Origin of the sequence: Nonomuraea endophytica, assembly GCF_014203235.1 — a bacterium.
Taxonomy (GTDB): Bacteria; Actinomycetota; Actinomycetes; order Streptosporangiales; family Streptosporangiaceae; genus Nonomuraea; species Nonomuraea endophytica.
Genome location: NZ_JACHIN010000018.1, coordinates 121595 through 145578, shown reverse-complemented (window position 1 = coordinate 145578; position 23984 = coordinate 121595). Strand labels below are relative to the sequence as shown.

Below are 23984 nucleotides of genomic sequence, written 5' to 3'. Positions count from 1 at the left end.
CGCCCCGAACCAATCAGACTTGCTCCGCGACTTCAAGTGCGGGGGCGTCGGGTTCGGCGAAGGCCAGCAGCCGCAGGGCCTCCTCCTCCAGCCTCGCGCGCGGCACCGGCGTGAACGGCGAGAGCAGCAGCGTCGCCTTGCGGGCGGTGCGCTTGATCTGCCAGGTTCCGGCCACGAAGCCGTCGGACAGGTAGACCGCGCGTACCCGCAGGTTCTTGGTGGTGACGGGGAAGGCCGGATCGACGATCCTGCTGCGGTCGGCGTGGCCGAGCAGCAGGGTGTCGAAGTCGGGCAGGAAGCGCACCGGCGCCTCGGCCTCGCCGCCGGGCAGCGGGGCGCCGGGCAGGTCGAACAGCTCTCTGCCGCGTTCGTCGCGCAGGTGTTCGAGCGGCATGCCGTACAGGATGGGCTTGAGGCCGCCGAGGCCCGACCAGGCCTGTACGTCGGCGACGGTGGCGGGGCCGAAGGCGGCCAGATGCCGCGTGACGAGGTCCTCCTTGGCGGCCGGCGTGAGGGTGAGGCCGGGCAGGCCGAAGGCGGCGTCGCGCGGGAAGCCCCACGGGTCTGCGGTCGGGGCCATGGTGAGCGGCATGAGCATGCGCACCGCGTAGCCGAGCGCCCGGTCGTTGACGTCGGGGAAGAGCGTCCGCAGGCGGGGCCGGATCTCGTTGAAGGTGAGCGGTCCGTCCTCGGCCAGCATCTTCCCGGCCGCCTCGATCACCCCGTCGAAGGCGACGTCGGGGAAGCGGCTGGTGAGCGCGCCGGAGAGCACCTCGTCCAGCAGCGGCCGGAAGGCGGCGAAGTCGTCCGCGGTCACCAGGTGGAGCGTGCCGCGCCACATGGTGGCGCGCACCAGCGTGCGGGCGTGCAGCGCCGCGTGCAGGTCGGCGCGTTCGAGGCGGGCGAGCCTGGCCCACGCTCCCAGGTACGGCGGCCGCGGCTCCTGAGCCTGCAGCCCGCCCACGCGCCCCACGACCTCGCCCACCGTCCCGTCGAACGGCGTGAGCAGGTGCTGTCGTGCCAGCGTGGCCCGGTTGAGATCCCTCAGCGTGAGCATGAAGACATCATGGCCTTTCCCCCCAGACAAGATGCAACCGCTACGTACTCCCCCGAAACGGTACGTGCCGCCTACCCCGCCCTCTCCGACGGCCACGCCTACCTCGATGGAGCGGCCGGTACCCAGACCCCTCGGCCCGTCATCGACGCCGTCGTCGGCGCCTATGAGGCGGGGCTGTCCAACGTGGGCGGGACCTTCCCCGCCAGCCACCGCGCCGACGAGATCGTGGCCGCCTGCCGCGCCGCCGTGGCCGACCTGGTCGGCGGCGTGCCGCACGGGGTGATCCTGGGCGCCAACATGACCACGCTCACCTACCGGCTGGCCCGGGTGCTGACCGGGCCGGGCGACGAGGTCGTGGTCTCACGCCTGGACCACGACGCGAACGTGCGGCCGTGGACCCAGACGGGCGCGCGGGTGCGCTGGGCCGAGGTCGACCCGGTGACCGGCGAGCTGCCTGTTGACCAGTTCGCCGAGCTGGTGGGCCCGCGTACGCGGCTGGTGGCGGTCAGCGCCGCCAGCAACATCCTGGGCACCCGCCCTGACGTGGCGGCCATCTGCGAGATCGCGCACGCGGCCGGGGCGCTGACCTATGTGGACGGGGTGCACGCCACCGCGCACGGCCCGGTCGACGTGCACGCGCTCGGCGCCGACTTCTACGCCACCAGCGCCTACAAGTGGTCGGGCCCGCACGTCGGCGCGGTGATCGCCGACCCGGTGGCGCTGGAGTCCCTGCACCCGGACAAGCTGCTGCCCTCGCCCGGCACCGTTCCCGAACGGTTCGAGCTGGGCACGGCCGCGCTGGCCGACCTCGCGGGCGTGACGGCGGCCGTGGACCATCTGGCGGGCCTGGTGCCGGGCTCCGGCACCCGGCGCGAGCGGCTGCTGGCCTCGATGGCCGCCGCGGAGGAGCACGAGCTGGGGCTGTTCGCCGAGATGCTGGCCGGTTTGGAGACGATGCCGCACGTCACGTTGTACGGCAAGCCCGCCCGCCGTACCGCCACCGCCTATTTCACGGTGGCGGGGCTGGCGCCCCGGCGGGTGGCCGAGCACCTGGCCGCCCGCGGGGTCAACGTGTGGAGCGGCCACAACTACGCCTGGGAGCTGACCGGCGCGCTGGGCGTGCGCGACTCGGGCGGAGCGGTGCGCGCCGGGCTGGTGCACTACAACGACCGCTCCGACGTGAAGCGGCTGCTGGAGGGGGTGGCCGAGCTCAGATCCAGCCCTCCAGCGAGGCCATGAAGCCGGGCAGGTCGTCGCGGTGGACGCAGTGGCCGGCGCCCTTGACGGTTCGGACCTCGAAGCCGCGGCGTTCCAGTTCGGCGGCGAGTTCCGCGTTGACGGTGAAGCTGGGGTCGGCCACCTGCACCAGCGAGGGCACGACGGGCCGCTCTGGCACGTAGTCGCCCTTGACGCCGTCGAAGAAGGCCGGGTCGAACAACGCGAACCCGGCCAGCTCGGCGTCGATGTCGGCCTGCGACCAGCGCGGGTTCATGGTCCTGACGCTGTCCTCGGTGGCGGTGGCGACCATCTTGCGCATGAACGCGGTGGCCTCGGCGGGCACGGCGTCGAGGGCGAAGCCGGGGTCGGAGTAGATCGCCTTCTCGGGCCGCAGCCGCTCGGCGGCCAGTGACAGCGACAGGCCGCCGAGCGAGTGGCCGATGGCCACGTCGGCGCCGCTCGGGAGGTTCTCGGCCAGGTCGTCGCCGAGCAGTTCCGGACGGTACTCGCCGCGGGGGCTGGCGCCGTGGCCGCGCAGGTCGGGGGCGATCACCCGGTAGCCGCGGGCGACGAGCTCGTCCTCGACGGCGTGCCAGGTGCGGTGGTCGGACATGCCGCCGTGGATGAGCAGCGCCAGCTTGTCGCCGTCACCGCGTTCGTGGAGGTGAAGCTTCATGGCGCTCAGTTTATACGTATAACCATGGAATGAATCAATGGTCAGGATCGCTTGCACGTACAAGAAATTCGCACGAAGAGAGAAGGCTCCTCCGATGGACGCGGCAAGGCTGTTGGTGAAGACGCTCGAAGCGGAAGGCGTCGAATACGTCTTCGGCATCCCCGGAGAGGAGAACATCCACTTCGTCGACGCGCTCAACGACTCCCCCATCCGTTACGTCCTCGTCCGCCACGAGCAGGCCGCCGCCTTCATGGCCGAGATGTACGGCCGGCTGACCGGCAAGGCCGGCGTCGCCTCAGCCACCCTCGGCCCCGGGGCCATCAACCTGCAGCTCGGCGTGGCCGACGCCACCACCAACTCCACCCCCGTGGTCGCCATCACCGCCCAGGTGGGCCTCGACCGCATCTACAAGGAGTCCCACCAGGTCGTCGACCTGGTCTCGCTGTTCCGGCCTATCACCAAGTGGGCCGACCTGGTCCCGGCCGCCGAGGCGCTGCCCGAGATGCTGCGCAAGGCGTTCAAGACCGCCCAGACCGAGCGTCCCGGCGCCGTCTACCTGGCCATTCCCGAGGACGTGGAGTCCGCCCAGGTCGCCGACGACCTGACGCCGCTGCGCGTCAACGTCGTACGCCCGCAGGACCCCTCCCCCGGGCAGGTGGCCCGCGCCGCCGAGGTCCTGGCCGGCGCCCGGCACCCGATCATCCTGGCCGGGCACGGCGCCAGCCGCGCCGGCGCCTCCGCCGCGCTGGTGCGCTTCTCCGAGCAGCTCGGCCTGCCCGTGGCCACCACCTTCAACGGCAAGGGCGTCTTCCCCGACGACCACCGGCACGCCCTGGGCGCGGTCGGCTTCATGCGCCACGACTACGTCAACTTCGGCTTCGACGAGGCCGACGTGCTCATCAGCGTCGGCTACGAGCTGCAGGAGTTCGACCCGGTCAAGATCAACCCGCACGGCGACAAGAAGATCATCCACATCCACCAGTTCCCCGCCGAGGTCGACGACCACTACCCCGTCGAGGTCGGCATCCAGGGCGACATCTCACGCTCCCTGGACGCGCTGGCCGCCGCCGCGCCCAGGCGCTTCGCCGTCAACGGCACCGGCGAGAAGATCCGCAGGCTCATCCAGGAGGAGATGGAGGAGGCCGCCGCCGACGACGCCTTCCCGCTGTCGCCGCGCCGCGTGGTCGCCGACATCCGCGCCGCGATGGGCCGCGAGGACATCGTGCTGGCCGACACCGGCGCGGTGAAGATGTGGATGGCCCGCATGTACCCCACCTACGAGCCCAACACCATGCTCGTCTCCAACGGCCTGTCCTCGATGGGCTTCTCGGTCCCCGGCGCCCTGGCCGCCAAGCTCGCCTTCCCCGAGCGCAAGGTCCTGGCCGCCACCGGCGACGGCGCCTTCCTGATGAACTCCCAGGAGATCGAGACCGCGGTCCGCGAGCGCATCCCGATGGTGGTGCTGGTCTGGGTGGACGACGCCTACGGGCTCATCGAGTGGAAGATGGACCTGGAGCTCGGGCGCAGCTCCAACATCGCCTTCGGCAACCCCGACTTCGTCAAGTACGCCGAGGCGTTCGGGGCCCGCGGCTACCAGATCACCACCGCCGACGAGCTGCTGCCCACGCTGCGCAAGGCGCTCGACGACGACACGGTGTCGGTGATCGCGGTGCCGGTCGACTACTCGGCCAACCTGGAGCTGACCAACAAGCTCGGCGAGCTGACCGGCCCGTTCTGAGCCCGGCCCCCTAAGATCGTGCCCGATGACCGACCTCCCCGACGCGGGCGGGGCGCTGCCGGTGCTCCCCGCCGGCCAGGCGCCCCCCGTCGAGCCCGCCCGCGACCCCTACCACGTCTACCTCGCCTCCCTGACCAGCGTCGAGTCGCGGCGGACCATGCGCGGCTGCCTCGACCGCATCGCCCGACTGCTGACCGGCGAACCCGCCTCCACCGGCGCCGGCCAGCCCTGGCATCTGCTGCGCTATGAGCACACCGTCCGCATCCGCACGCTGCTCACCGAGCAGGGCTGGTCGCCTGCCTACGTCAACAAGCACCTGGTCGCGCTGCGCCGCGTGCTGAAGGAGTCCTGGCGTCTCGGCCAGACCTCCGCCGAGGACTTCGCCCGCGCCTCCGACCTCTCCCCGGTACGGCAGAGCCGCCTGCCCACCGGTCACCACGTCCCGCCCGAGGTCGTCGGCGCGGCGCTGTCGGCCTGCGACGACTCGGTGGCCGGGGTCCGCGACGCCGCCCTGATCGCCGCCCTCTACTCCACCGGCTGCCGCCGGGCCGAGATCGCCGGCCTGGAACTGGCCGACTACGATCCGGGCGCCCGCTCGCTGCGCGTGCGCGGCAAGCGCGACAAGGAGCGCATGGTCTACCTGACCACCGACGCCATCGGCCTGCTCGAGCGCTGGCTGGCGGTGCGCGGGGGCGGTCCCGGCCCGCTGTTCAGCCCGGTGAGCAAGGCCGGGCGGCTACGTGCCCGGCCGCTGAGCGGGCAGGGCATCGCCGACATCCTGACCCGGCGGCTGGGCGAGGCGGGGGCGGCCCGCCGTACCGCGCACGACTTCCGCCGCACCTTCATCGGCGAGCTGCTGGACGCCGGCGTGGACCTGGCGACGGCGCAGGCGCTGGTCGGGCACTCCTCCCCCGCCACCACCGCCCGCTACGACCGCCGCCCGGAGAAGACCCGGCGCGAGGCGGTCGACCGCATCAAGCTTCCGCGGGCGCGGCCGCTGGCGTGAGGGCCGTCAGCCGGTGACCATGCCGATGACCAGGTTGATGGTGGTAGCCAGGATGCTGGTGCCGAAGACGTAGGACAGCAGACAGTGCCGCAGCACGACCTTGCGGATCTCCCGGCTGGAGACGCTGGTGTCGGAGACCTGGTAGGTCATGCCGAGGTTGTAGCTGAAGTAGAGGAAGTCGCTGTAGGCGGGCGACTGGTCGGAGTTGAAGTCGATGCCGCCCGGGGTCTTCTGGTAGTAGAGGTAGGCGTAGCGGGTGGCGTACATCAGGTGGAGTGCCGCCCAGGCCATGAACACGCCGCCGAGCGCGGTGGCGGCGGCGGCGTGGCCGGGGTCGGCGTTGCCGACCGCGAGCAGCACGACGATGGCGACCAGCCCGCACAGCGCGACCGCGACGACCACGAGTTCGTCGGCGAGGGGCCGGAAGTCCTCGCGACCGGCGTTGCGGCGGGTGGTGTGGGCGTCCATCGGCCACAGGACGGCCAGGCCCGCGACGACGAAGACGGTCTCGGTCGCGGCGATGGCGGCCAGGACGCCCAGGGGCGGATGCGTCAGCAGGCCGACGGCCGTCCCGGCCAGCGCGCCGGCGATCGCCGCGCCGATCAGCCGGGTGACCGCGGAGCGCGGGGACCACAGGTTCATGGTGGACACTCATACACGCCCGGATCACCGGAAGCCGCATCGACACGGCCGGGTAGGCTGCGGAACGTGAGTCCTTTCGACCTGCTCGCCGACATGGTCGCCGACGGCGGAGTGGTCGTGCTGAGCGGCGCGGGGCTCTCCACCGAGTCCGGCATCCCCGACTACCGGGGCCCGAGCGGCCGCAGGCGCCCGTCCAGCCCGATGACCTACCAGGACTTCACCGGCTCGGCCGCCGCCCGCAGGCGCTACTGGGCCCGCAGCCACCTCGGCTGGCGGCACATCGAGCGCGCCCGGCCCAACCCCGGCCACCGGGCGGTCGCCCGGCTCCAGGAGCTGGGCCTGGTCTCGGCGATCATCACGCAGAACGTCGACGGCCTGCACCAGGAGGCCGGCGCGGGCGACGTGATCGAACTGCACGGCAGCCTCTACCGGGTGCGCTGCCTGTCCTGCGGCGAGCGCACCCCTCGCGCCCGCCTGGACGCGCGGCTGTCGGCCGCCAACCCCGGATGGGCCGCCGACGCCACCCAGGTCAACCCGGACGGTGACGCCAGTCTGGACGACTCCCTGATCGACGGCTTCGCGGTCGTCGACTGCGAGGGCTGCGGCGGGCTGCTCAAGCCCGATGTGATCTTCTTCGGCGAGAACGTGCCGCCGCCCAGGGTGGCCGAGTGCTACACGCTGTCGGAGCGCGCCGGCCTGCTCCTGGTGCTCGGCTCCTCCCTGACGGTCCTTTCCGGCTACCGGTTCGTACGGCACGCCGCCCGCCACGCCGTACCGGTGGCGATCGTCAACCAGGGCGCCACCCGGGGCGACGAGCACGCCCGGCTCACCCTGGACGCACCCCTGGGCGACACCCTGACCAACCTGGTCAGCAGGTGCCCCACTTGACGCGGAAGATGCTGATGGCGCTGGGCAGGTTCTTCACCTGACCCCGCCGCACGCACGCGACCTCGGCGTTGGCGGCGTTGTACAGGCGCACGTCGTTCTTCCCCGGGTCGTTGACGCCGTGGTTGTAGGCGGAGCGCACGTTGAGGCACTGCACATTGGTGCTGGAGTCCTCCGCGCAGACCCGCGTGCCGGTACCACTCTTGCCCTTGTACAGGCAGACGTATCCCGGCGGGCAGTCGCTCGGCGCGGCGGCCGCCTGGGCCGGTGCGGGCAGGCCGGTCATGACGACGAAGGCGGCGATGGACAGGAACAGAGCACGCATACGATCACCTCTACTCAGAGATCAGGAGTTCTGGCCCGCCCATCGTGGTCGGCGTCGCTTTTGATCTGCTTTAGGAGCGTTCGGCGATCTGCTGGAACTTGCCGAGGAGGGCGCGCGGGTCGCCGCTGGGCCCGACGGCGGTGCCGAGTTCCGCCGCGACCGTGCCGCGCAGCTCCGACCAGACCGGCTGCGAGGTCGGGTCGAAGCGGGCCTTGGCCACCATGTCGACGATCGGGCTGACCTTCGGGTCCTCGCGCATCAGCGCCGAGGCCGAGGCGGTCGTCGGCAGCAGGCCCTCGACCTTCAGGTACTTGGCGTAGTTGTCGGCCTTGTAGAAGTAGTCGAGGAACTCGCGGACCAGCTGCTGGTTGCCGTCCTTCTTGAAGGCCATCAGGTAGTCCTGGATGCCGTGCGTGCTCGGCTCGGCGCCGTGGTTGGTGGGGTGGAGCGCGGTGCCGTACTTGACGCCCGCCTTGTCCACCGCGTCGAGGAAGGCCCTGGTGCCGAAGGAGGCGTAGACCATGCCCACCTTGCCCTGGGCGAACAGCGGCCAGGTGCCGTCCGGGCGGTTGGTCTGGCCCGGGTTCGGCTGGGTGTAGCCGCCCTGGGTCAGCGTCTTCAGGAACTCCAGCGTCTCGACCGCGCGGTCGCCGTTGACGGTCCACTTGCCGCCGGTACGCCAGTCGCCGCCGTTGGCCCGCATCCAGGTGCCGAACTCGTAGTCGCCGGCCTCCGCGCCGAGCGCCAGCCCGTACGGCACGTAGCCGCCGGGCAGGGCCTTGATCGCCTTGACCGCGGCGCGGAACTCGTCCCAGGTGGCCGGGGGCTTCTTGAAGCCGGCCTTCTCCAGGATCGTCTTGTTGTAGTACATGCCGTTGACGGTGGCGACGAACGGCAGGCCGTACTGGGCGCCGTCGTAGGAGGCGTTCTCGGCGAAGGACGGCAGGAAGTCCGCCAGCACCTCCTTGGACACCACCTCGTCGGCGCGGTAGAGCAGCCCGGCCTCGGCGTAGTCGGCGAAGACGTTGATGTTGAGGACGTCGGGGAACTGCTTGGTCTGCACCATGGTGTTCACCTGGCTCTGCAGGTTGCCCCAGTCGATCACCTGCAGGTCGACGTTCTTGCCGGGGTGGGCGGCCTCGAAGGACTTGATCAGCTCGTCCCAGTAGGGCCGGGTGCCCTCGGTGTACTGGGCGACGACCAGCTTGATGGACTTCTGCTCGCCGCCGGCCGTACCTCCGCCGGAGCCGCCGCACGCGGTCAGCGCGAGCGTGAGTGCGGCGATCGCGGCCAGGCCCGCTCTTCTTCTGATGGTCATGTCATACCGATCTTTCTCGTGGTCACTTGGTGCTGCCCGCGGTCAGGCCGCTCACCAGGTGCTTCTCGATGAGCGCGAAGAGGATGACCGCCGGCACGATCGCCATCAGCGCCGCGGCGAACAGGTACTGGTAGTTGGTCTCGTACAGGCCGACGAACTGCTGGATGCCGACCGTGAGCGGCACCCGGCCGCCGGCCGGGTCGTTGAAGAGGGTCAGCGCGATGACGAACTCGTTCCACACCTGGATGAACGTGAAGATCATCACGGTGACGAGGCCGGGCGCGGCCAGCGGGAGGATCATCCGCAGCAGGATGCGGAACTTGCCGAGGCCGTCCATCATCGCGGCCTCGTCGATGTCCACGGGGATCGAGCTGAAGTGGGCGTGCAGGATCCACACCGCGAAGGCGAGGTTGAAGGCGGAGTTGATGGCGATGATGACGGCGTAGCTGTTGATCCCGTCCACGAACAGCGCCTGCCGGTAGAGCCCGATGAGCAGCGCGACCGCGGGGAACATCTGCGTCACCAGGATCACGCCGAGGAACGCCGTGCGTCCCCGGAAGCGGGACCTGGCCAGCACGTACGCGGCCGGAGCGGCCACGAGCAGCACCAGCGCGGTGGAGGCCAGCGCGACGGTCAGGCTGACCCGGAAGTAGTCGGCCAGCGGGATCCGCTGCCACACGTCGGCGTAGTTGGACCACGCCCAGCTCTGGGGCAGGTAGTCGGCGGGCACGGCGAACAGTTCGGCGTCGGTCTTGAGGGAGCCGGACAACATCGCGGCGTACGGCGCCAGGAAGAACAGCGCCACCGCGAACCCGATGACCGGCAGCACCACCGGACGCGCCCGCGCCCACCCCCGGCCCGCTCGCGCCAGCACCGGCCGGGCCTTGACCGGGGCCGGCCGCCACGGGGCGACGGCGGAAGGGGCCTCGGGAGCGGCCGCGACGGCCGGCGGCGCGGGCTTCTCCTCCGTCGCCGAGGGGTTGCGATACGGCCGCAGCACCAGCACGAACGCCAGGATGAGCAGCAGCAGGAAGGCCACGTTGAGCACGCCGAGCGCGGCCGCCTCGCCCGAGTCGAGCTGCGCGGTGAAGGCGATCTTGTACAGCCAGGTCACGGTCGTGTCGGCGTGGTTGCCCGCCGTCTTGCCCATGATTACCCAGATGACGGTGAACGCGTTGAAGACGTGCAGCATGTTGAGGACCAGTGCGATCATGAGCGACGGCCGCAGGATCGGCAGCGTCACCCGCCGCCAGGTCGCCCACGCGCTCGCCCCGTCGATCTTCGCCGCCTCCAGAACGTCGTGCGGCACCGTCTGCAATCCGGACAGCAGCACGTAGGTGGTGAACGGCATCGAGGTGATGATCCCGACCGCCATGACCGAGTACAGCGCGGTGGCCGGGTCCTTGTACCAGTCGACGGGCGCCGAGATGATCGACAGATCCATGAGCAGCCGGTTGAGCAGGCCGTTGCCGCCCTCGTAGATGAAGCGCCACACGGTCGCCGTCATGACCAGCGAGGCCGCCCACGGGACGACCAGCGCCAACCTGACGAACCTCCTGCCGAAGAAGTCCTTGGACAGGAACTGGGCGAGCGCCAGCGAGAGCAGCACGGTGAGCCCGACGACGAGCACCAGCCACAGCAGCGTGTTGCCGGCCACCTGGCCGAACGCGTCCTCCTTGAGCAGCCTGGCGTAGTTGTCCAGCCCGGCGAAGCCCCTGACCAGCCCGATCCTGCTGATGTCGAGGAAGGACATCCAGACCATGTAGACGGCGGGGAAGCCGACGACGCAGACGATCAGGGCGGTGCTCGGCGTGAGCCAGCGCCACGGCACCGTGCGCTGCCACAGGTCGGCGATCCGGTTCACCGCGGGTTCCTGAGGTTCGCGGTCCAGGCGTCCAGCGTGGCCTGCCACTCGACCGGGTCCTCCGGCCGGCCGGGCACCCCCGGGCGCCTCTGCCAGGGCAGCGGGCCGGACTCGCGGCGGTACTCGACCCCGATCGCCGCCAGCCTGGGCAGGTGGGCGGCCAGGCGGCGGCGGAAGTCGGCCAGGTCCCGCTCGGGTCCCGACCAGACGGTCTCGGCGAAGGCGGCCAGCCTCGGGAAGGCCATGTAGTCGACGTGCCTGCTGGAGTCGATCAGCTCGGTCCAGATCCCGCACTGGGCGCCCAGGACGTGCTCGGCGGCCGGGTCGCCGCGCAGGTCGGCGGGGACGGGTTCGAAGGCGTAGACGTCCTCGACGGTGAGCACGGTCCCGAACGGCACCGGCTCGTCCTCGCGCTGGCTCTGCCGGTAGTCGAAGTAGACGGCGGTGTTGGAGCAGTTGATGACGTCGTGCCCGGCGCGGGCGGCGGCCACCGCGCCCAGGTCGGCCCGCCAGGCGGCCACGACCGCGCCGGGGGCGAGGCCGCCCTCCAGGATCTCGTCCCAGCCGACCAGGCGCCGTCCGCGCTCGGCCAGGTACTCGTCGAACTGGTGGATGAACCAGCTCTGCAGCTCGTCCTCGTCGCGCAGGCCCAGCTCGGCGACGCGGCGCCGGGCCGACGGACTGGTGCGCCACTGGTCCTTGGGGCACTCGTCGCCGCCGACGCACACGTACGGGCTGGGAAACAGCTCCAGCACCTCGTCGAAGACGTTCTTGAAGAACTCGATCGTGGCGTCCTCGACGTTCAGCACGTTGACGCCGACGCCCCAGGTGGTGCCCACGCCCAGCGGGCTGTCCAGGTTGCCCAGCTCGGGATAGGCGGCGATGGCCGACTGGGTGTGTCCCGGCAGGTCGATCTCGGGCACGACGGAGATGTGCCGGCGGGCGGCGTAGGCGACGATCTCCCGGATGTCGTCCTGGGTGTAGTAGCCGCCGTGCGGACGGCCGTCCATCTCGCCCATCCAGCCGACCTGGCTCTGCTCGCGCCAGGAGCCGATCTCGGTCAGGCGCGGGTAACGCTTGATCTCGATGCGCCAGCCCTGGTCGTCGGTGAGGTGCAGGTGCAGGACGTTCAGCTTGTGCAGGGCCATCAGGTCGATGAAGCGCAGCACGTCCGCCTTGGTCATGAAGTGCCGGGCCACGTCGAGGATCGCGCCGCGCCAGCCGAACCTCGGCCCGTCCTCCACGTGTACGGCCGGCAGCTCCAGCACCCCACCGGTTGCCGCGCGGCGGAAGGCGGCGGGCGGCATGAGCTGGCGCAGCGTCTGGGCGCCGTAGAAGGCCCCGGCCGGCGAACCGGCGTCCAGCGCGATCCCGTCGGGCGCGACGGTCAGCCGGTAGGCCTCGGGCGGCAGGTCGTCGAGGCCGAGGGTGATCGTTCCCGGGCCGGGGGCGGCGGGCAGCAGTTCGCCGCCGGTGACCGGGCTGAGCTCGCCACGCAGCCAGGCGGCGACCTCGCCGAGCGCGGGGTCGGCGGTGAGCGCGGTGCTCCGGTCGAGGATGAAACGGCCGGGCCCTGCCGCGTACCGCGTGGGCTTGGGGACGATCATTCGGCGGGTCTCCTAGGGAGGGGCGGCTGACTTACGAAGGAGTGCATCATTATTAACACCCAGGCCGATGAGGGTCAATGCTCATTTCTGCTCACAGCCCTGCTGCGCGGACATCTTTGGACCTTGGATGCGGCATAATGCATCATGACTTACAGAGGACACCTGCATTAGGACGGCGATGGCCACACTTCGGGGCGGCGACCTGTCGCGGCTCAGGCAACTCAACTCCCTGACCGCGATCGGGGCGCTGCGCGGCGCGGGACCGCTGACGTTGTCCGCCCTGGCCAAGCGCACCGGGCTGTCGCGGCCCTCCATGAAGGAGGTCGTCGACGAGCTGATGCAGCTCGGCTGGGTGGAGGAGACCCCGCCCGCGCAGGGCACGATCGGCCGCCCCGCCCGCCGCTACCGCTTCCGTGCGAGCAGCGGCTACCTGGTGGGGCTCGACATCGGCGGCCACAACATCCGCGCCGCCCTGGCCAACCTCAACGGCGAGATCCTCGCCGAGACCCGCCAGCCCGTGCGGCCGGACACGCCCGTGGAGGAGCGGCTGGCCGCGATCGAACGCACCGTCGCGAGCTGCCTGGCGCTCGGCGGCAAGACGATCGCCGACGTGTGGATCGTCGCGGCCGGCACGATCGGCGTCATCACCCCCGAGGGCCGCATCCACTACTGCGCCGCGATCCCCGCCTGGACCGGGCTCGACCTGGCCGGACGGCTGCGCGAGATGTTCCCCTGCGACGTCGTCGTCGAGAACGACAGCCGCCTCGCCGCCAGGGCCGAAGCCCAGCGCGGCACCGTCCGCGACGCGTCCGACGTGGTGTTCCTGCACGTCGGACGCCGGATGGGGGCGGCGCTCATCATCGGCGGCAACGTCCACCGCGGCTTCGGCGCCGCGGCCGGCGAGATCGCGATGCTGCCGCAGGCGCAGTGGTTCGACGCGCCGGAGCACCTGCAGAACTGCTCGATCATCCCCCCGGACACCTCGCCCGCCGACGCCGCCGGTTACACGCTGGCGGCGGCGCGGGCGGGCGACCCGGTCGCGCTGGCCGCGGTCGAGAGGTACGTGGACGACCTCGCGGTGGGGACCAGCGCGATGGTCCTGCTGCTCGACCCGCAGGTGGTGGTGCTGGGGGGCGGGTTCTCCCGCTCGGCCGACGTGCTGCTGCCCCCGCTGCGCGAGCGCCTGCGCCGCTCCTGCATCCGCCTGCCTGATGTGCGGGCGTCAACGCTGGGCGACGAATGCGTGGTCACCGGCGCCATCGACTACGCCGTCGCCCACCTCGACCACCAGCTCTTCACCCCCGACGTGCCTCTTCCCACCTCTCGTTGATCTCTCTTCCTTGTGGCTCTCTCCTTCTCTCCGGGCTTCCGGCCCCTCTCCGGACTTCCGGCCCCTCTCCGGACTTCCGGCCCCTCTCCGGGCTTCCGGCCCCTCTCCGGGCTTCTGGCCTTCTATCCCTTACGGCAAGCCGCCCCCACCACCGCCCGCCGACGTGGGTGGCGGCCCGTCGCCTCCACGCTCATCGGGCGTGTCTCACCTCACCGTGACGTCGCCCTCTTGACCGGCGCGCCGGTCCATACCGGCCGCCTCCTCGTCTCGTACTGCCCGGCGGGCCGGCAGGTGGGCGTGGTGGAGGTGGCGCATGGTGCGCGGCCCGGTGGTGGCGCCGGGACGGCGGGCACCCGCGGGTTTGGTCTTGGGCCAGAGGAGGTGGGCGGTGATCGCGGCGGTCACCGCCAGGGTCGTCAGAGCTGTCGCTGCGGCCGTCATGCCGGCGGTTGTCGCCAGCCAGCCCGCCAGCGGGTAGGTGAGGAGCCAGGCGGCGTGGGACAGGGCGAACTGGGCGGCGAAGGCGGCGGGCAGGTCTTCCGGTGACACCGCGCGGCGGATCAGGCGGCCTGTTGGGGTGAGTACCGCGGCTGTGGCGGCGCCCAGGACTGCCCAGGTGGAGAGCATCGTCCACCATGTCAGTGTTTCCGTGGCCAGTGTCGCGGTGATCGCTGCCAGGCCGGTGAACAGGGTGAATGAACCTGCCAGCATTACGGTGCGGTCGGTGAGCCTGTCCAGGATTCTGGGCAGGAGCAGGGCGACCGCCATGGAGCCGGCGCCGAACGCGCCCAGGGCCAGGGAGACCTCGCCGGTGCTTCGCTGCAGGTGCTCGCGGGCCAGGACCACCGTGTTGACGATGACCATCGCGCCGGCCGCGGCGACGGCCAGGTTCATGGCCAGCAGGGCGCGCAGGGGCGCCTTGGTCAGGAAGTGCCTGACGCCGGAGGCGGCCTTGGCGAAGGGTCCGGCGGCGTGCCGTACCGGCTGGGGCTTGGGCAGGACCACGGACAGCACGAACAGCGCGGACGCCAGGAAGCCCAGAGCGGTGCCCATGAACAGCCAGTTGTAGGTGATCACGCTGAGGAGGGCGGCGGCCAGGACCGGGCTGAGCAGGGTCTCCAGGTCGTAGGCGAGGCGGGACAGGGACAGGGCTCGGGTGTAGTCGCGCTCCTTCGGCAGGAGCTCGGGGATGGCCGCCTGGAAGGTCGGGGTGAAGGCGGCCGAGGCCAGTTGGAGCAGGAAGATGAGCACGTAGATGTGCCACACCTGGCTGACGAACGGCAGTGCGAGCGCGACCCCCGCGCGGATCAGGTCGGAGCTGACGAGCAGCGCGCGGCGCGGGAGGCGGTCGGCGAAGGCGCCGATCACCGGGGCTATGCCGACATAGGCCACCATCTTGATGGCCAGGGCGGTGCCGAGGATGGCGGAGGCGTCGGCTCCGGCGAGGTCGTAGGCGAGCAGGCTCAGCGCCACGGTGGCCAGTCCGGTGCCCACGAGGGCGACGACCTGGGCGGCGAACAGACGGCGGTAGGCACGATCGCGCAGTACCTGGAACATGGCCACGGTCCTCCCGGCTCGAAATCAACATATGCGTATATGCGCATGCGTTGAACTCGGCAGGGGCCGGGAACATTCCCGCTAGGCGTGCCAGGGGTCGCCGGTCACCTTGTGCTCGGCGTGGCTCAGGGCTTCGGTGACGAGGTTGCGCAGGTGGCCATCGCGCAGCGAGTACACCACGCGGCGCCCCTCCCTGCGCGACTGCACCAGGCTGGCCAGCCGCAGCTTGGCCAGGTGCTGGCTGACGGCGGGCTGCGCCGCGCCGCTGGCCGCGGCGAGGTGGCTCACGTCGGCCTCCCCCTCCGACAGCAACCACAGCAGGTGCAGCCGCGTCGAGTCGGCCAGCAGGCCGAACACCCGGCTCGCGGCGTCCAGCTGCTCCCGGTCGGGCACCGGCCGGTGCCGATGAACCGTAGGGGACGTGGGCTGATCGCTCATGCAGCCATCGTAGGGCGCGGTGATCAGGATAGGAGCGTGGTCACAGCTGGTTACGCGCCGTGCGTGCCGTGTTCATGCGGCAGGCGCGAACTTTCCCGGCCTCAGCGCTCTCCAACATGGAGTAAACACCAGTTCCCGACGGGGGGATCAACGATGGACATCTCAACCTGCCTGCGGTCGGCCGCGGTGGTCGCGCTGGCCGCGGTCGGCTGCGCGGTGCCGGCCGGCGCCGCTGGGGCGTCGACGGCGGGCAAGCCGCCGGCTTTACCGGAGTCCGGTGCGGGGGCCGCGGCCTTCGCCTATCTGTGTGCGGCGGGCAAGGATCTGCTGCCCACCGGCAAGTGCGACACCTGGCGCGTGGTGACGCTCGGCGGGCGGATCTACTCCTTCCCCGAGGCGCTCGCGTACGAGAAGGGCAAGAAGGCCGACGACGCCGGCGAGGCGGGGGCCTTCGCCATCAGCCCGGACGGCACCCGCGTCGCCTACCAGCGCGCTTCCGACGACCGCGTGGTGGTACGCGACCTGGGCTCCGGGGAGACCTGGGAGCTTCCGCACCGGGCGCCGAAGGGGTCGGTCGGCTCGCCGTTCAGCCTGAAGTTCGTGCGGGACGGCGGCCTGGCGATCACCCACCCGCTCTATTCCGACCGTCCGGTCACCACCTACGTCGAGGTGGAGTCCGGCACGGCGCGGAACATGCCCAGGGATCTGACGCTGCTGGACGTCGAGCCCGGTTCGGGACGGCTGACCTTGCTGAGCGAGCCCGGGATCGGGAATCGGGGATGGTTCCACACCGTCGCCGGCGGGCGGACGACCAAGGCCAAGATCCCGGAGAAGGCCGGCAAGCACCTCATCTGGGGCGCCTTCACCGCGCGCAACGGCCGGGCGGCGAACCTGGTGCCCAAGGGTCCGCCCGCGTGCGGGCCGGACATGACGCCGGTGTGGCTGACGGTGTACTCCACCACGACGGGCAAGATGACCAAGGTCAAGCCGAGGCTGCCGGTCGACGTGAACCGGGCCGACGCGATCGACTGGCTCGGCACGGAGGAGATCGTGGCGGCGGCCAGCCGGGAACGTCCGGGCAAGAAGGAGTCCACGGTGCTGGGCACCTACGTTTACGCGGTGAACGTCAAGTCGGGCGCCTCCCGGCTGCTGAGCAAGCTGTCCACCGGGGAGAGCGTCTTCGAGGGGCGCCTGGTGGTGGGCGGGTACACGGCGGTCAAGAGCGGGGCGGCGGCAGGCAAGATCGCCAAGCCGGGCAAGCGCGGCTGCGGGTGACCGCTGGTTAGGAAAGGGGGCAACCTTGGCCAGGTTGCCCCTTTGCGTCTACAGACCTCGGAGGAATGCCGCGGCGACCGGGGCCGCCACCTTGCCGCCGCCACCGCCGCCCTCCACCACGATGGCGAAGGCCAGCGAGCCCTTGTAGCCCATGAACCAGGCGTGCGAGTCGAGCTTGGGGCCGCTGCCGTACTCGGCGGTGCCGGTCTTGCCGCGGGTGCCGCCGGGCAGCCCGGCCGCCTTGGCGGTGCCCTTGGTGACCACCGCCGACATCATCGAGCCCAGCTTGTCGCTCACGCCCTCGGGCAGTTCGCGCGGCTCGGCCTTCTGCTTCATGTCGGGTACGAGCGTGGGCGGGCGCCAGGTGCCGTCGGCGATCGCGGCGGCCACCGAGGCCATGGTGAGCGGGCTGGCGGTGATGCGGGCCTGGCCGAAGGACTCGGCCGCCAGTTCCGCGTCGGACTCGGCCTTGGGGAAGCTCGGCTTGGTGGCGGGCACGCCGATCGCCAGCGGCTGGTTGAAGCCGACCTGCTCGGCCGTCTCCAGCAGCTTGGCGGCGCCGAGGTGCTGCTGGGCGAGCGGGGCGAAGGTGGTGTTGCAGGAGTAGGCGAAGGAGTCGGAGAAGCTGAGCGAGCCGAACTCGGCCCGCTCGGAGTTGCGAATCTTCAGGCCGCCGACGGTGGCGTACTTGGGGCAGGTGACCCGCTCCTGCGGGCCGACGCCTCCGGCCAGCAGGCCGATGGCGGTCACCGCCTTGAACGTCGAGCCGGGCGCGTACCGGCCGTTGATCGCCCGGTCGAAGCCGCCCCGGTTGTTGACCACGGCCTTGATCTCGCCGCTCTTGCTCTCGACCGCGACGAGCGCGGCCGGCTTGTCCAGATCCTTGACGGCGGCCACCGCGGCGTCCTGAACGCGCGGGTCCAGCGTGGTCTGCACGCTCCCGCCCTTCTCGCCGTCGATCGTCTCCAGCGTCTTGCCGCCGAGCTGGATCTCGGTGGTGGGCGTGCCGGCCAGGCGCTTCTGGAAGTTCTCCTGCAGCCCGCCGCGGCCGACGGCCTGGCCGACCTTGTAGGAGGGTCCGAGCTGCTCGATGTCCTTCTTGGTCGCCTTGTCCAGGAACCCGACCAGTTGCTGCACCGACCCGCCCACCTGGCCGGTGTCGATGCGCGAACCGGTGCTGTCGGTGATCTCGCCGCGCTCCGGCCAGCGTGTCTTGAGCGCGAACGCGGCGCCGTTGCTCATCGACGGATGCAGTGTCTGCGGCGTCCAGTCGACCTTCCAGGTGCGATCGGTCACCTTCACGGGGATCTGTCCCTGGTAGCTCCAGTCGCCGACGTTCTTGAGCTTCATACTCGCCGTGTACGGCACCGCCGAGCGCCCGTCCTTCTCCGGAGCGGCCTGGCCCAGCGTGACCTTGAGCGTCTCCATGGCCAGGCCGGTGCGCATCTGCTCATAGCCGGCCAGCGACTGCGGCGCCGCGAGCTCCTTGGTCATGGCCGCGTTGTCGCCGTTCTGCCAGGCGGCGGCGAACCGCCCAGCGGTCTCGGCCGGACTCCCCGTGGTGCGCAGCAGGAAATAGGCGCCGGTGCCGGCGGCCCCCAGTGCCACCACCGTCACCACGGAAACGATCGTGATGGTCGTGCCACGCGCCACAGCTCAGCCCCCTGCTCGTCGACGGATCCCCGAGCTTAGTAGGCGACAAATCCTGACATGTCCCACTTTCTCGGATCGCCCCACCCTGCCCACCCCTACCAGATTTCCCCCTCCGACGACTGACCGTACCCCTGCCTGAAGGTCAGCCCCGACCCGACCGATTCTCCGCCCCCGGCCCCGCCCGCGCACCACGATCGCCAAAGGCCGACCACATGGACACCGGCGCGCCACCCCCACACCGGGCCCCATCGCCGTCCACTGGCCACAGGTGCTCCCCTTCGCGCTGAAACCTCCCGCTGGTTCGAGACCTGAAGCGTCTCTCCACCAAGATCAGTCTGTGTGGGTGGGGAGGCGGGCGTGGATGCGGTAGCCGCCGTCTGGGGTCGGGCCGTTTTCGAAGGTGCCGTCGAGGAGTTCGGCGCGTTCGCGAAGGCCGATCAGGCCTTGCCGGGAGCTCGGCAGGGTCAGAGCTGGACTGGTGGGCGCGGTGTTGGTCACCGTGACTTCCACATCGCGGCCTGCCAAGTGGATGTCGATGTGGGCGCGGGTTCCGGGGGCGTGCTCGCGTACGTTGGTGAGGGCTTCCTGCACGGTGACCCGGCAACGCCGCCACCATCCGCTGACCGGCGGTCACACCCCCGCCGATCGGGGGGCGGGGCGGCTTCACACCGCTACCCGACCGGCGTGGGTGTACATCCGCCCGTTGGGGAGCGGTCGGGACACGCCCGTTGAAAGGGTCGGCACCGGTGGGGTGTCCGGATGGCGAGGCGTGATCAGGCGTGAGCCGTACCCGAGCAGGGGACTTTGCAGATTTGCCAGCTCGAAATGACCAAATTTCGGACAGGTGGATGTTCAGGCGAAGGAGGAGGAGACGATGAGGACCGGCCTGCCCGAGCGGGTGCGAGCGTGCCTGTTCGACCTCGACGGCGTCCTGACCCAGACGGCGAAGGTGCATGCGGCGGCGTGGAAGGAGATGTTCGACGCCTATCTGCGGTCCCGGGCCGAGCCGTTCGTGCCCTTCGATCCTGTGGCGGACTACGACGCCTACGTCGACGGCAAGACCCGGGCCGACGGGACCCGATCGTTCCTCGAGTCGCGCCACATCGACCTGCCGGACGGCACGCCCGGTGACCCGCCGGGCGCGGAGACGATCAACGGGCTCGGCAACGCCAAGAACGAGATCGTCCTGCGCCGGATCAGGGAGGACGGGGTCGCGGCCTATGCGGGATCGGTCCGTTATGTGGAGGCCGTGCGCGCGGCGGGGCTGCGGCGGGCCGTGGTGTCGTCCAGCGCCAACTGCGCCGACGTGCTGAAATCCGCGGGCATTGACGGACTTTTCGAGGTACGCGTCGACGGCGTGACCATCGCCAGGGACCACCTGCCGGGCAAACCGGCGCCCGACACCTACCTCGCCGCCGCCCGGGAGCTGGGTGTGGATCCCAGCCAGGCGGCGGTCTTCGAGGACGCGCTGGCCGGTGTCGAGGCCGGGCGGGCGGGGCACTTCGGGTTCGTGGTGGGCGTCGACCGAGTCGGCCAGGCCGCGGCCCTGCGCGCCCACGGCGCCGACACCGTCGTGACCGACCTCGCCGAACTCCTGCAGCGGCGATGATCCAGCATCCGTCGTACACCGTGGAGCCGTGGCGGCTGCGGGAGACCGAGCTCAACTTCGACATCCTGGGCCAGAGCGAATCGGTGTTCGCGCTGTCCAACGGGCACATCGGCTGGCGGGGCAATCTCGACGAAGGTGAGCCCCATGGCCTGCCCGGCTCCTACCTCAACGGCGTCCACGAGACCCGGCCGCTGCCGTACGCCGAGGCCGGATACGGCTACCCCGAGGCGGGCCAGACGGTCATCAACGTCACCAACGGCAAGGTGATCCGCCTTCTCGTCGACGACGCGCCCTTCGATCTGCGCAACGGGCACGTCCGCGACCACGAGCGGATCCTGGACTTCCGCACCGGCCTGCTGGAGCGCCGGGTCGAGTGGGAGTCGCCCGGCGGCCGGGTCGTGCGGGTGCGCTCGACGCGGCTGGTGTCGCTGGTCCAGCGGTCGGTGGCGGCGATCTGCTACGAGGTCGAGGCCGTCGGCGCCGATCTGCGCGTGGTGGTCCAGTCGGAACTGGTCGCCAACGAGGCGCTCCCTCAGGCCGACGACGACCCTCGGGTGTCGGCCGTGCTGGAGGCTCCGCTGCGGTCGGAGGAGCACAGCGGCCGGGCCGCCGGGGCGGTGCTGGTGCATTGCACGGCCGTCAGCGGGCTGCGCCTGGCCGCCGCCATGGACCACCAGGTGGACGCGCCGCCGTCCGCGCAGGAGACCGTGGAGTGCTTCGAGGATCTGGCCCGGTACACGGTGACCGCCGAGCTGAAGGCCGGGGAGCGGCTGCGCCTGGTCAAGTACGTCGCCTATGGCTGGTCACATGCGCGCTCGGAGCCTGCCGTACGGGCGCAGGTCGAGGCCGCGCTGACGGCCGCGGCCCAGACCGGCTGGGACGGCCTGGCCGGCGGGCAGCGCGCGTACCTGGACGACTTCTGGGAACGCGCGGACGTCGAGGTCGAGGGCGATGCCGAGGTGCAGCAGGCGGTAAGGTTCGCGCTGTTCCACGTGTTGCAGGCCGGAGCCAGGGCCGAGGGCAGGGCCATCCCGGCCAAGGGCCTGACCGGGACGGGCTATGACGGTCACGCCTTCTGGGACAGCGAGACGTTCGTCCTGCCGGTCCTGACCTACACCGCTCCTGAAGCGGCCGCCCACGCCCTGCGCTGGCGCCGCGACACCCTGCCGATGGCCCAGGATCGCGCTCGTCAGCTCGGCCTTGAGGGCGCGGCTTTCCCGTGGCGGACCATCACCGGGGCCGAGTGCTCGGGGTACTGGCCGGCGGGCACCGCCGCCTTCCACGTCGGCGCCGACATCGCCGACGCGGTGACGCGGTACGTCAACGCCACCGGTGACCTGGACTTCGAGAAGGGCGTCGGCCTGGAGCTGCTCGTCCAGACCGCGAGGTTGTGGCGGTCGCTGGGCCACCACGACGCCCAGGGCCGCTTCCGCGTCGACGGGGTCACCGGGCCCGACGAGTACAGCGCGGTGGCGGACAACAACGTCTATACGAACCTCATGGCACAGCACAATCTCCGCTCCGCTGCCGCCGTCGCCGAACGGCACGCCGACGAATCCCGCGCGTACGGCATCACCGAGGAGGAGACGGCCTCCTGGCGGGACGCGGCCGAGGCCATGTTCATCCCCTACGACGAGGCGCTCGGGGTCCACTCCCAGTCCGAGAGCTTCACCACCCACCAGGCCTGGGACTTCGCGAACACCTCGCCGGAGCAATATCCGCTGCTGCTCCACTTCCCCTACTTCGACCTCTACCGGAAGCAGGTCGTCAAACAGGCCGATCTGGTGCTCGCCATGCATCTGCGCCCCGACGCGTTCACCGACGAGCAGAAGGCGCGCAACTTCGCCTACTACGAGGCGCTCACCGTGCGGGACTCCTCGCTGTCGGCGTGCACCCAGGCGGTGCTGGCCGCCGAGGTCGGCCATCTCGAACTGGCCCACGACTACCTGGCCGAGGCCGCGCTCATGGACCTGGACAACCTTGAGCACAACACCCGCGACGGGCTCCACACCGCGTCCCTCGCCGGAACGTGGGTCGCGCTGGTCGCGGGGCTGGGCGGGATGCGCGAACACGACGACACCCTCGGCTTCACGCCCCGGCTGCCGGCCGGCATCACCCGGCTGTGCGTCAACCTGTCGGTCCGGGCCCGCCGGCTGCGTATCGAGATCACGGCGGACGGCGCCGCGTACCGGCTGCTGGAAGGCGACTCCCTGCGGATCCTCCACAACGGGCGGCCGGTCGACGTCACCTCGGGAAAGCCGGTCGTGCTGCCGGTCCTGAAGGCGTCGTCCGACGCCCCGCCGGGACAACCTCCTGGACGTGAACCGGCACGACGCAGGACCTAGGAACCCCGGTCGGCCGATGGTGCGTGGCCGATCGGCGCGGCCAGTCTGGATGGGGTGCGGGCGACACGTCACCGGGTTTGCCGTCGAGTTCCAGCGCTGCCCGCTCTCCCCCGGCGAAGCGCCGCTCGGTGATGCTGTGGGCCCACGACAGGTAGTTGAGGTGCGTCGGCTCGGCCACCCGCGCGTGCTCCCCATCACGGGCCGCCGTCTGCGGCATATCATGCTCGGCTACGGCCGATGAGAGGCTCGACTACTCCCAGCCCGGACCTTTGACGATCCTGGACGCGGCGCAGTTCAAGCTCATCGAAAGCCTGCCACGCGACCCGGTTGGTATCTGCGCCGCTGCACGAGGCTCGCACCCCCGAAACCCGGGTGATCGGCACATGTCGTGACTTTGCGATGCTTGCCTGCCCCTTCCTGCGAGCCAGGCGTATCCCGTCGCGGGTTCGGTGCGGGTTCGGGACCTACTTCGTGGAGGGCCATGGCCTTGACCACTGGATCACCGAGTACTGGGAGACCGGCGAGGGCCGCTGGGTGCGCGTCGACACCGAACATCTTGGCAAGGACTTTGTCGAGCACCCTGAAGATCTAGCTCCCGGGGAGTTTCTGACCAGTGACCGTTCCCCGGCACCCGGTCGGGTGAGCTGTGCTCGTCATGGTTTCCACAGTGCCTTGACGATCTCCTCGGCCTCTTGGCGGGCTGAGGGGGTGAGCAGGATCAGGAACACGCGTTCGGGTGGGTTCTTCTTCGGCTGGTCGTTGGACATCAGGGCGTCCAGCGCCTTCATGTCGTCGTTCGGGGCCGTGCCGGTGCCTGTGGCGGGCGGTGGCGCGGATTGGCGAGGCACCTCGGGGCGCGGCTCCGTCTCGGTTTGCGGTACGGCCCGCACGGTGTGGACGGTGGCGGGCATGGTCGTGGTTGGCGTGACGGTGCCGGTGGGCTCTGGCAGGGCCTGCTTGGCCGCGCGCCTTCTCAGGATCGTGCTGACGATGCCGTCCATGCTGATCCGGCCGGCGCCGACCGCGAGCAGGAGCAGGCAGGCGGCGCCCAGCGTGGCGACGAACTCCCAGCCCAGGTCGCCGACGAAGATGCCGTTCTTGCCGTGGACGAAGGCGATCGCGGCCACGCTGATACACAGCAGGGCCAGCGCGGCCAGGCGGGTCAGCAGGCCGATGATCAGGAAACTGCCGCCCACGAGCTCGGCCATGGTCGTGATGCCGGACACGAGCTCGGGTTGTGGCACGCCGGCCTGGGCGAACATCTGGGACGTCGGGCCCAGCCCGTTCTGCCATTTCTGCCACCCATGGGCGACGAAGATCGCGCCGATGGTTACCCGGGCGATCAGGACAGCTAGGTCGAAAACTACCCTCATGGTGGTTTCTCCCCCCGTTGCGGTAATTGTCCCCTACCCCGCTGACCTGCGACTCCTCCCCATACCGT

20 protein-coding genes and 1 pseudogene are annotated in these 23984 nt (G+C 70.7%); 9 read left to right on the top strand and 12 right to left on the bottom strand.

The features are described 5' to 3' along the window. Window positions 1-13: 13 nt before the first annotated feature. A complete protein-coding gene (locus HNR40_RS45355; RefSeq protein WP_184973022.1) occupies window positions 14-1057 on the bottom strand; it encodes a winged helix DNA-binding domain-containing protein in 1044 nt (347 codons plus the stop codon). A 9-nt stretch (window positions 1058-1066) separates the two neighbouring features. Here HNR40_RS45355 and HNR40_RS45350 point away from each other — a divergent pair, with 9 nt between their 5' ends. Next, on the top strand, window positions 1067-2296 hold the full coding sequence (locus HNR40_RS45350) for a cysteine desulfurase-like protein (RefSeq protein WP_184973020.1): 1230 nt from the start codon (window positions 1067-1069) through the stop codon (window positions 2294-2296). Here the strand turns inward: HNR40_RS45350 and HNR40_RS45345 are convergent. Then, a complete protein-coding gene (locus HNR40_RS45345) occupies window positions 2268-2951 on the bottom strand; it encodes an alpha/beta fold hydrolase (protein WP_184973018.1) in 684 nt (227 codons plus the stop codon). The genes HNR40_RS45350 and HNR40_RS45345 overlap by 29 nt on opposite strands. Window positions 2952-3045: 94 nt before the next feature. Here HNR40_RS45345 and HNR40_RS45340 point away from each other — a divergent pair, with 94 nt between their 5' ends. Further along, a complete protein-coding gene (locus HNR40_RS45340) occupies window positions 3046-4689 on the top strand; it encodes an acetolactate synthase large subunit (RefSeq protein WP_184973016.1) in 1644 nt (547 codons plus the stop codon). 25 nt (window positions 4690-4714) lie between these two features. After that, a complete protein-coding gene (locus HNR40_RS45335; RefSeq protein ID WP_184973014.1) occupies window positions 4715-5695 on the top strand; it encodes a tyrosine-type recombinase/integrase in 981 nt (326 codons plus the stop codon). Window positions 5696-5701: 6 nt separating this feature from the next. On the opposite strand, the gene HNR40_RS45330 is transcribed toward HNR40_RS45335, so the two are convergent. Beyond that, window positions 5702-6337, bottom strand: coding sequence for a DUF1345 domain-containing protein (locus tag HNR40_RS45330; RefSeq protein ID WP_184973012.1), 636 nt, complete (start codon window positions 6335-6337; stop codon window positions 5702-5704). Window positions 6338-6430: 93 nt separating this feature from the next. On the opposite strand from HNR40_RS45330, the gene HNR40_RS45325 reads away from it, so the two are divergent. Further along, window positions 6431-7225, top strand: coding sequence for an NAD-dependent protein deacetylase (locus HNR40_RS45325; RefSeq protein WP_221341633.1), 795 nt, complete (start codon window positions 6431-6433; stop codon window positions 7223-7225). Here the strand turns inward: HNR40_RS45325 and HNR40_RS45320 are convergent. From HNR40_RS45320 to HNR40_RS45305, 4 genes are all read right to left on the bottom strand, one after another. After that, window positions 7206-7547, bottom strand: a complete 342-nt coding sequence (locus tag HNR40_RS45320; protein ID WP_184973008.1) for a peptidase inhibitor family I36 protein — start codon at window positions 7545-7547, stop codon at window positions 7206-7208. The genes HNR40_RS45325 and HNR40_RS45320 overlap by 20 nt on opposite strands. Window positions 7548-7617: 70 nt before the next feature. Then, window positions 7618-8865, bottom strand: a complete 1248-nt coding sequence (locus HNR40_RS45315) for an extracellular solute-binding protein (protein ID WP_184973005.1) — start codon at window positions 8863-8865, stop codon at window positions 7618-7620. A 22-nt stretch (window positions 8866-8887) separates the two neighbouring features. Beyond that, complete coding sequence (locus HNR40_RS45310) at window positions 8888-10729, bottom strand: ABC transporter permease (RefSeq protein ID WP_312896774.1); 1842 nt, start codon at window positions 10727-10729, stop codon at window positions 8888-8890. After that, window positions 10726-12336, bottom strand: a complete 1611-nt coding sequence (locus tag HNR40_RS45305; RefSeq protein WP_184973004.1) for a beta-N-acetylhexosaminidase — start codon at window positions 12334-12336, stop codon at window positions 10726-10728. The genes HNR40_RS45310 and HNR40_RS45305 overlap by 4 nt, the downstream gene beginning before the upstream one ends. Window positions 12337-12514: 178 nt before the next feature. On the opposite strand from HNR40_RS45305, the gene HNR40_RS45300 reads away from it, so the two are divergent. Beyond that, window positions 12515-13666, top strand: a complete 1152-nt coding sequence (locus HNR40_RS45300; protein ID WP_184973002.1) for an ROK family transcriptional regulator — start codon at window positions 12515-12517, stop codon at window positions 13664-13666. A gap of 204 nt (window positions 13667-13870) precedes the next feature. On the opposite strand, the gene HNR40_RS45295 is transcribed toward HNR40_RS45300, so the two are convergent. Continuing rightward, a complete protein-coding gene (locus tag HNR40_RS45295) occupies window positions 13871-15223 on the bottom strand; it encodes an MFS transporter (RefSeq protein WP_184973000.1) in 1353 nt (450 codons plus the stop codon). Between the two features lie 81 nt (window positions 15224-15304). After that, window positions 15305-15661 (bottom strand): ArsR/SmtB family transcription factor, encoded by a 357-nt coding sequence (locus tag HNR40_RS45290; protein ID WP_184972998.1) that lies wholly within the window; start codon window positions 15659-15661, stop codon window positions 15305-15307. Between the two features lie 153 nt (window positions 15662-15814). Between HNR40_RS45290 and HNR40_RS45285 the strand changes: the two genes are divergently transcribed. Further along, window positions 15815-16936 (top strand): hypothetical protein, encoded by a 1122-nt coding sequence (locus tag HNR40_RS45285; protein ID WP_184972996.1) that lies wholly within the window; start codon window positions 15815-15817, stop codon window positions 16934-16936. 48 nt (window positions 16937-16984) lie between these two features. Here HNR40_RS45285 and HNR40_RS45280 read toward each other — a convergent pair whose 3' ends face one another. Further along, window positions 16985-18556 carry a penicillin-binding transpeptidase domain-containing protein gene (locus HNR40_RS45280; protein ID WP_312896773.1) on the bottom strand — a complete coding sequence of 524 codons (1572 nt, stop codon included), beginning with the start codon at window positions 18554-18556 and terminating at the stop codon, window positions 16985-16987. A gap of 363 nt (window positions 18557-18919) precedes the next feature. After that, complete coding sequence (locus tag HNR40_RS45275; RefSeq protein ID WP_184972992.1) at window positions 18920-19180, bottom strand: ATP-binding protein; 261 nt, start codon at window positions 19178-19180, stop codon at window positions 18920-18922. Between the two features lie 253 nt (window positions 19181-19433). On the opposite strand from HNR40_RS45275, the gene HNR40_RS45270 reads away from it, so the two are divergent. The 3 genes and pseudogenes from HNR40_RS45270 to HNR40_RS58025 form a co-directional block, all read left to right on the top strand. Continuing rightward, window positions 19434-20198 carry an HAD family hydrolase gene (locus HNR40_RS45270; protein ID WP_376773593.1) on the top strand — a complete coding sequence of 255 codons (765 nt, stop codon included), beginning with the start codon at window positions 19434-19436 and terminating at the stop codon, window positions 20196-20198. Further along, complete coding sequence (locus HNR40_RS45265) at window positions 20195-22543, top strand: glycoside hydrolase family 65 protein (RefSeq protein WP_184972990.1); 2349 nt, start codon at window positions 20195-20197, stop codon at window positions 22541-22543. Before HNR40_RS45270 ends, HNR40_RS45265 begins: the two co-directional genes overlap by 4 nt. Window positions 22544-22915: 372 nt before the next feature. Then, a pseudogene (locus tag HNR40_RS58025) lies at window positions 22916-23077 on the top strand (transglutaminase-like domain-containing protein); the annotation flags it as partial. A 119-nt stretch (window positions 23078-23196) separates the two neighbouring features. Here the strand turns inward: HNR40_RS58025 and HNR40_RS45255 are convergent. After that, window positions 23197-23916, bottom strand: coding sequence for a DoxX family protein (locus HNR40_RS45255; protein WP_184972988.1), 720 nt, complete (start codon window positions 23914-23916; stop codon window positions 23197-23199). Between the last annotated feature and the right edge of the window lie 68 nt (window positions 23917-23984).

Excerpts from the sequence above, each read along its gene's own strand:
- HNR40_RS45355 (WP_184973022.1), bottom strand. The coding sequence starts at position 1,057 with ATGCTCACGCTGAGGGATCTCAACCGGGCCACGCTGGCACGACAGCAC.
- HNR40_RS45350 (WP_184973020.1), top strand. The coding sequence starts at position 1,067 with ATGGCCTTTCCCCCCAGACAAGATGCAACCGCTACGTACTCCCCCGAA.
- HNR40_RS45345 (WP_184973018.1), bottom strand. The coding sequence starts at position 2,951 with ATGAAGCTTCACCTCCACGAACGCGGTGACGGCGACAAGCTGGCGCTG.
- HNR40_RS45340 (WP_184973016.1), top strand. The coding sequence starts at position 3,046 with ATGGACGCGGCAAGGCTGTTGGTGAAGACGCTCGAAGCGGAAGGCGTC.
- HNR40_RS45335 (WP_184973014.1), top strand. The coding sequence starts at position 4,715 with ATGACCGACCTCCCCGACGCGGGCGGGGCGCTGCCGGTGCTCCCCGCC.
- HNR40_RS45330 (WP_184973012.1), bottom strand. The coding sequence starts at position 6,337 with ATGAACCTGTGGTCCCCGCGCTCCGCGGTCACCCGGCTGATCGGCGCG.
- HNR40_RS45325 (WP_221341633.1), top strand. The coding sequence starts at position 6,431 with ATGGTCGCCGACGGCGGAGTGGTCGTGCTGAGCGGCGCGGGGCTCTCC.
- HNR40_RS45320 (WP_184973008.1), bottom strand. The coding sequence starts at position 7,547 with ATGCGTGCTCTGTTCCTGTCCATCGCCGCCTTCGTCGTCATGACCGGC.
- HNR40_RS45315 (WP_184973005.1), bottom strand. The coding sequence starts at position 8,865 with ATGACCATCAGAAGAAGAGCGGGCCTGGCCGCGATCGCCGCACTCACG.
- HNR40_RS45305 (WP_184973004.1), bottom strand. The coding sequence starts at position 12,336 with ATGATCGTCCCCAAGCCCACGCGGTACGCGGCAGGGCCCGGCCGTTTC.
- HNR40_RS45300 (WP_184973002.1), top strand. The coding sequence starts at position 12,515 with ATGGCCACACTTCGGGGCGGCGACCTGTCGCGGCTCAGGCAACTCAAC.
- HNR40_RS45295 (WP_184973000.1), bottom strand. The coding sequence starts at position 15,223 with ATGTTCCAGGTACTGCGCGATCGTGCCTACCGCCGTCTGTTCGCCGCC.
- HNR40_RS45290 (WP_184972998.1), bottom strand. The coding sequence starts at position 15,661 with ATGAGCGATCAGCCCACGTCCCCTACGGTTCATCGGCACCGGCCGGTG.
- HNR40_RS45285 (WP_184972996.1), top strand. The coding sequence starts at position 15,815 with ATGGACATCTCAACCTGCCTGCGGTCGGCCGCGGTGGTCGCGCTGGCC.
- HNR40_RS45265 (WP_184972990.1), top strand. The coding sequence starts at position 20,195 with ATGATCCAGCATCCGTCGTACACCGTGGAGCCGTGGCGGCTGCGGGAG.
- HNR40_RS45255 (WP_184972988.1), bottom strand. The coding sequence starts at position 23,916 with ATGAGGGTAGTTTTCGACCTAGCTGTCCTGATCGCCCGGGTAACCATC.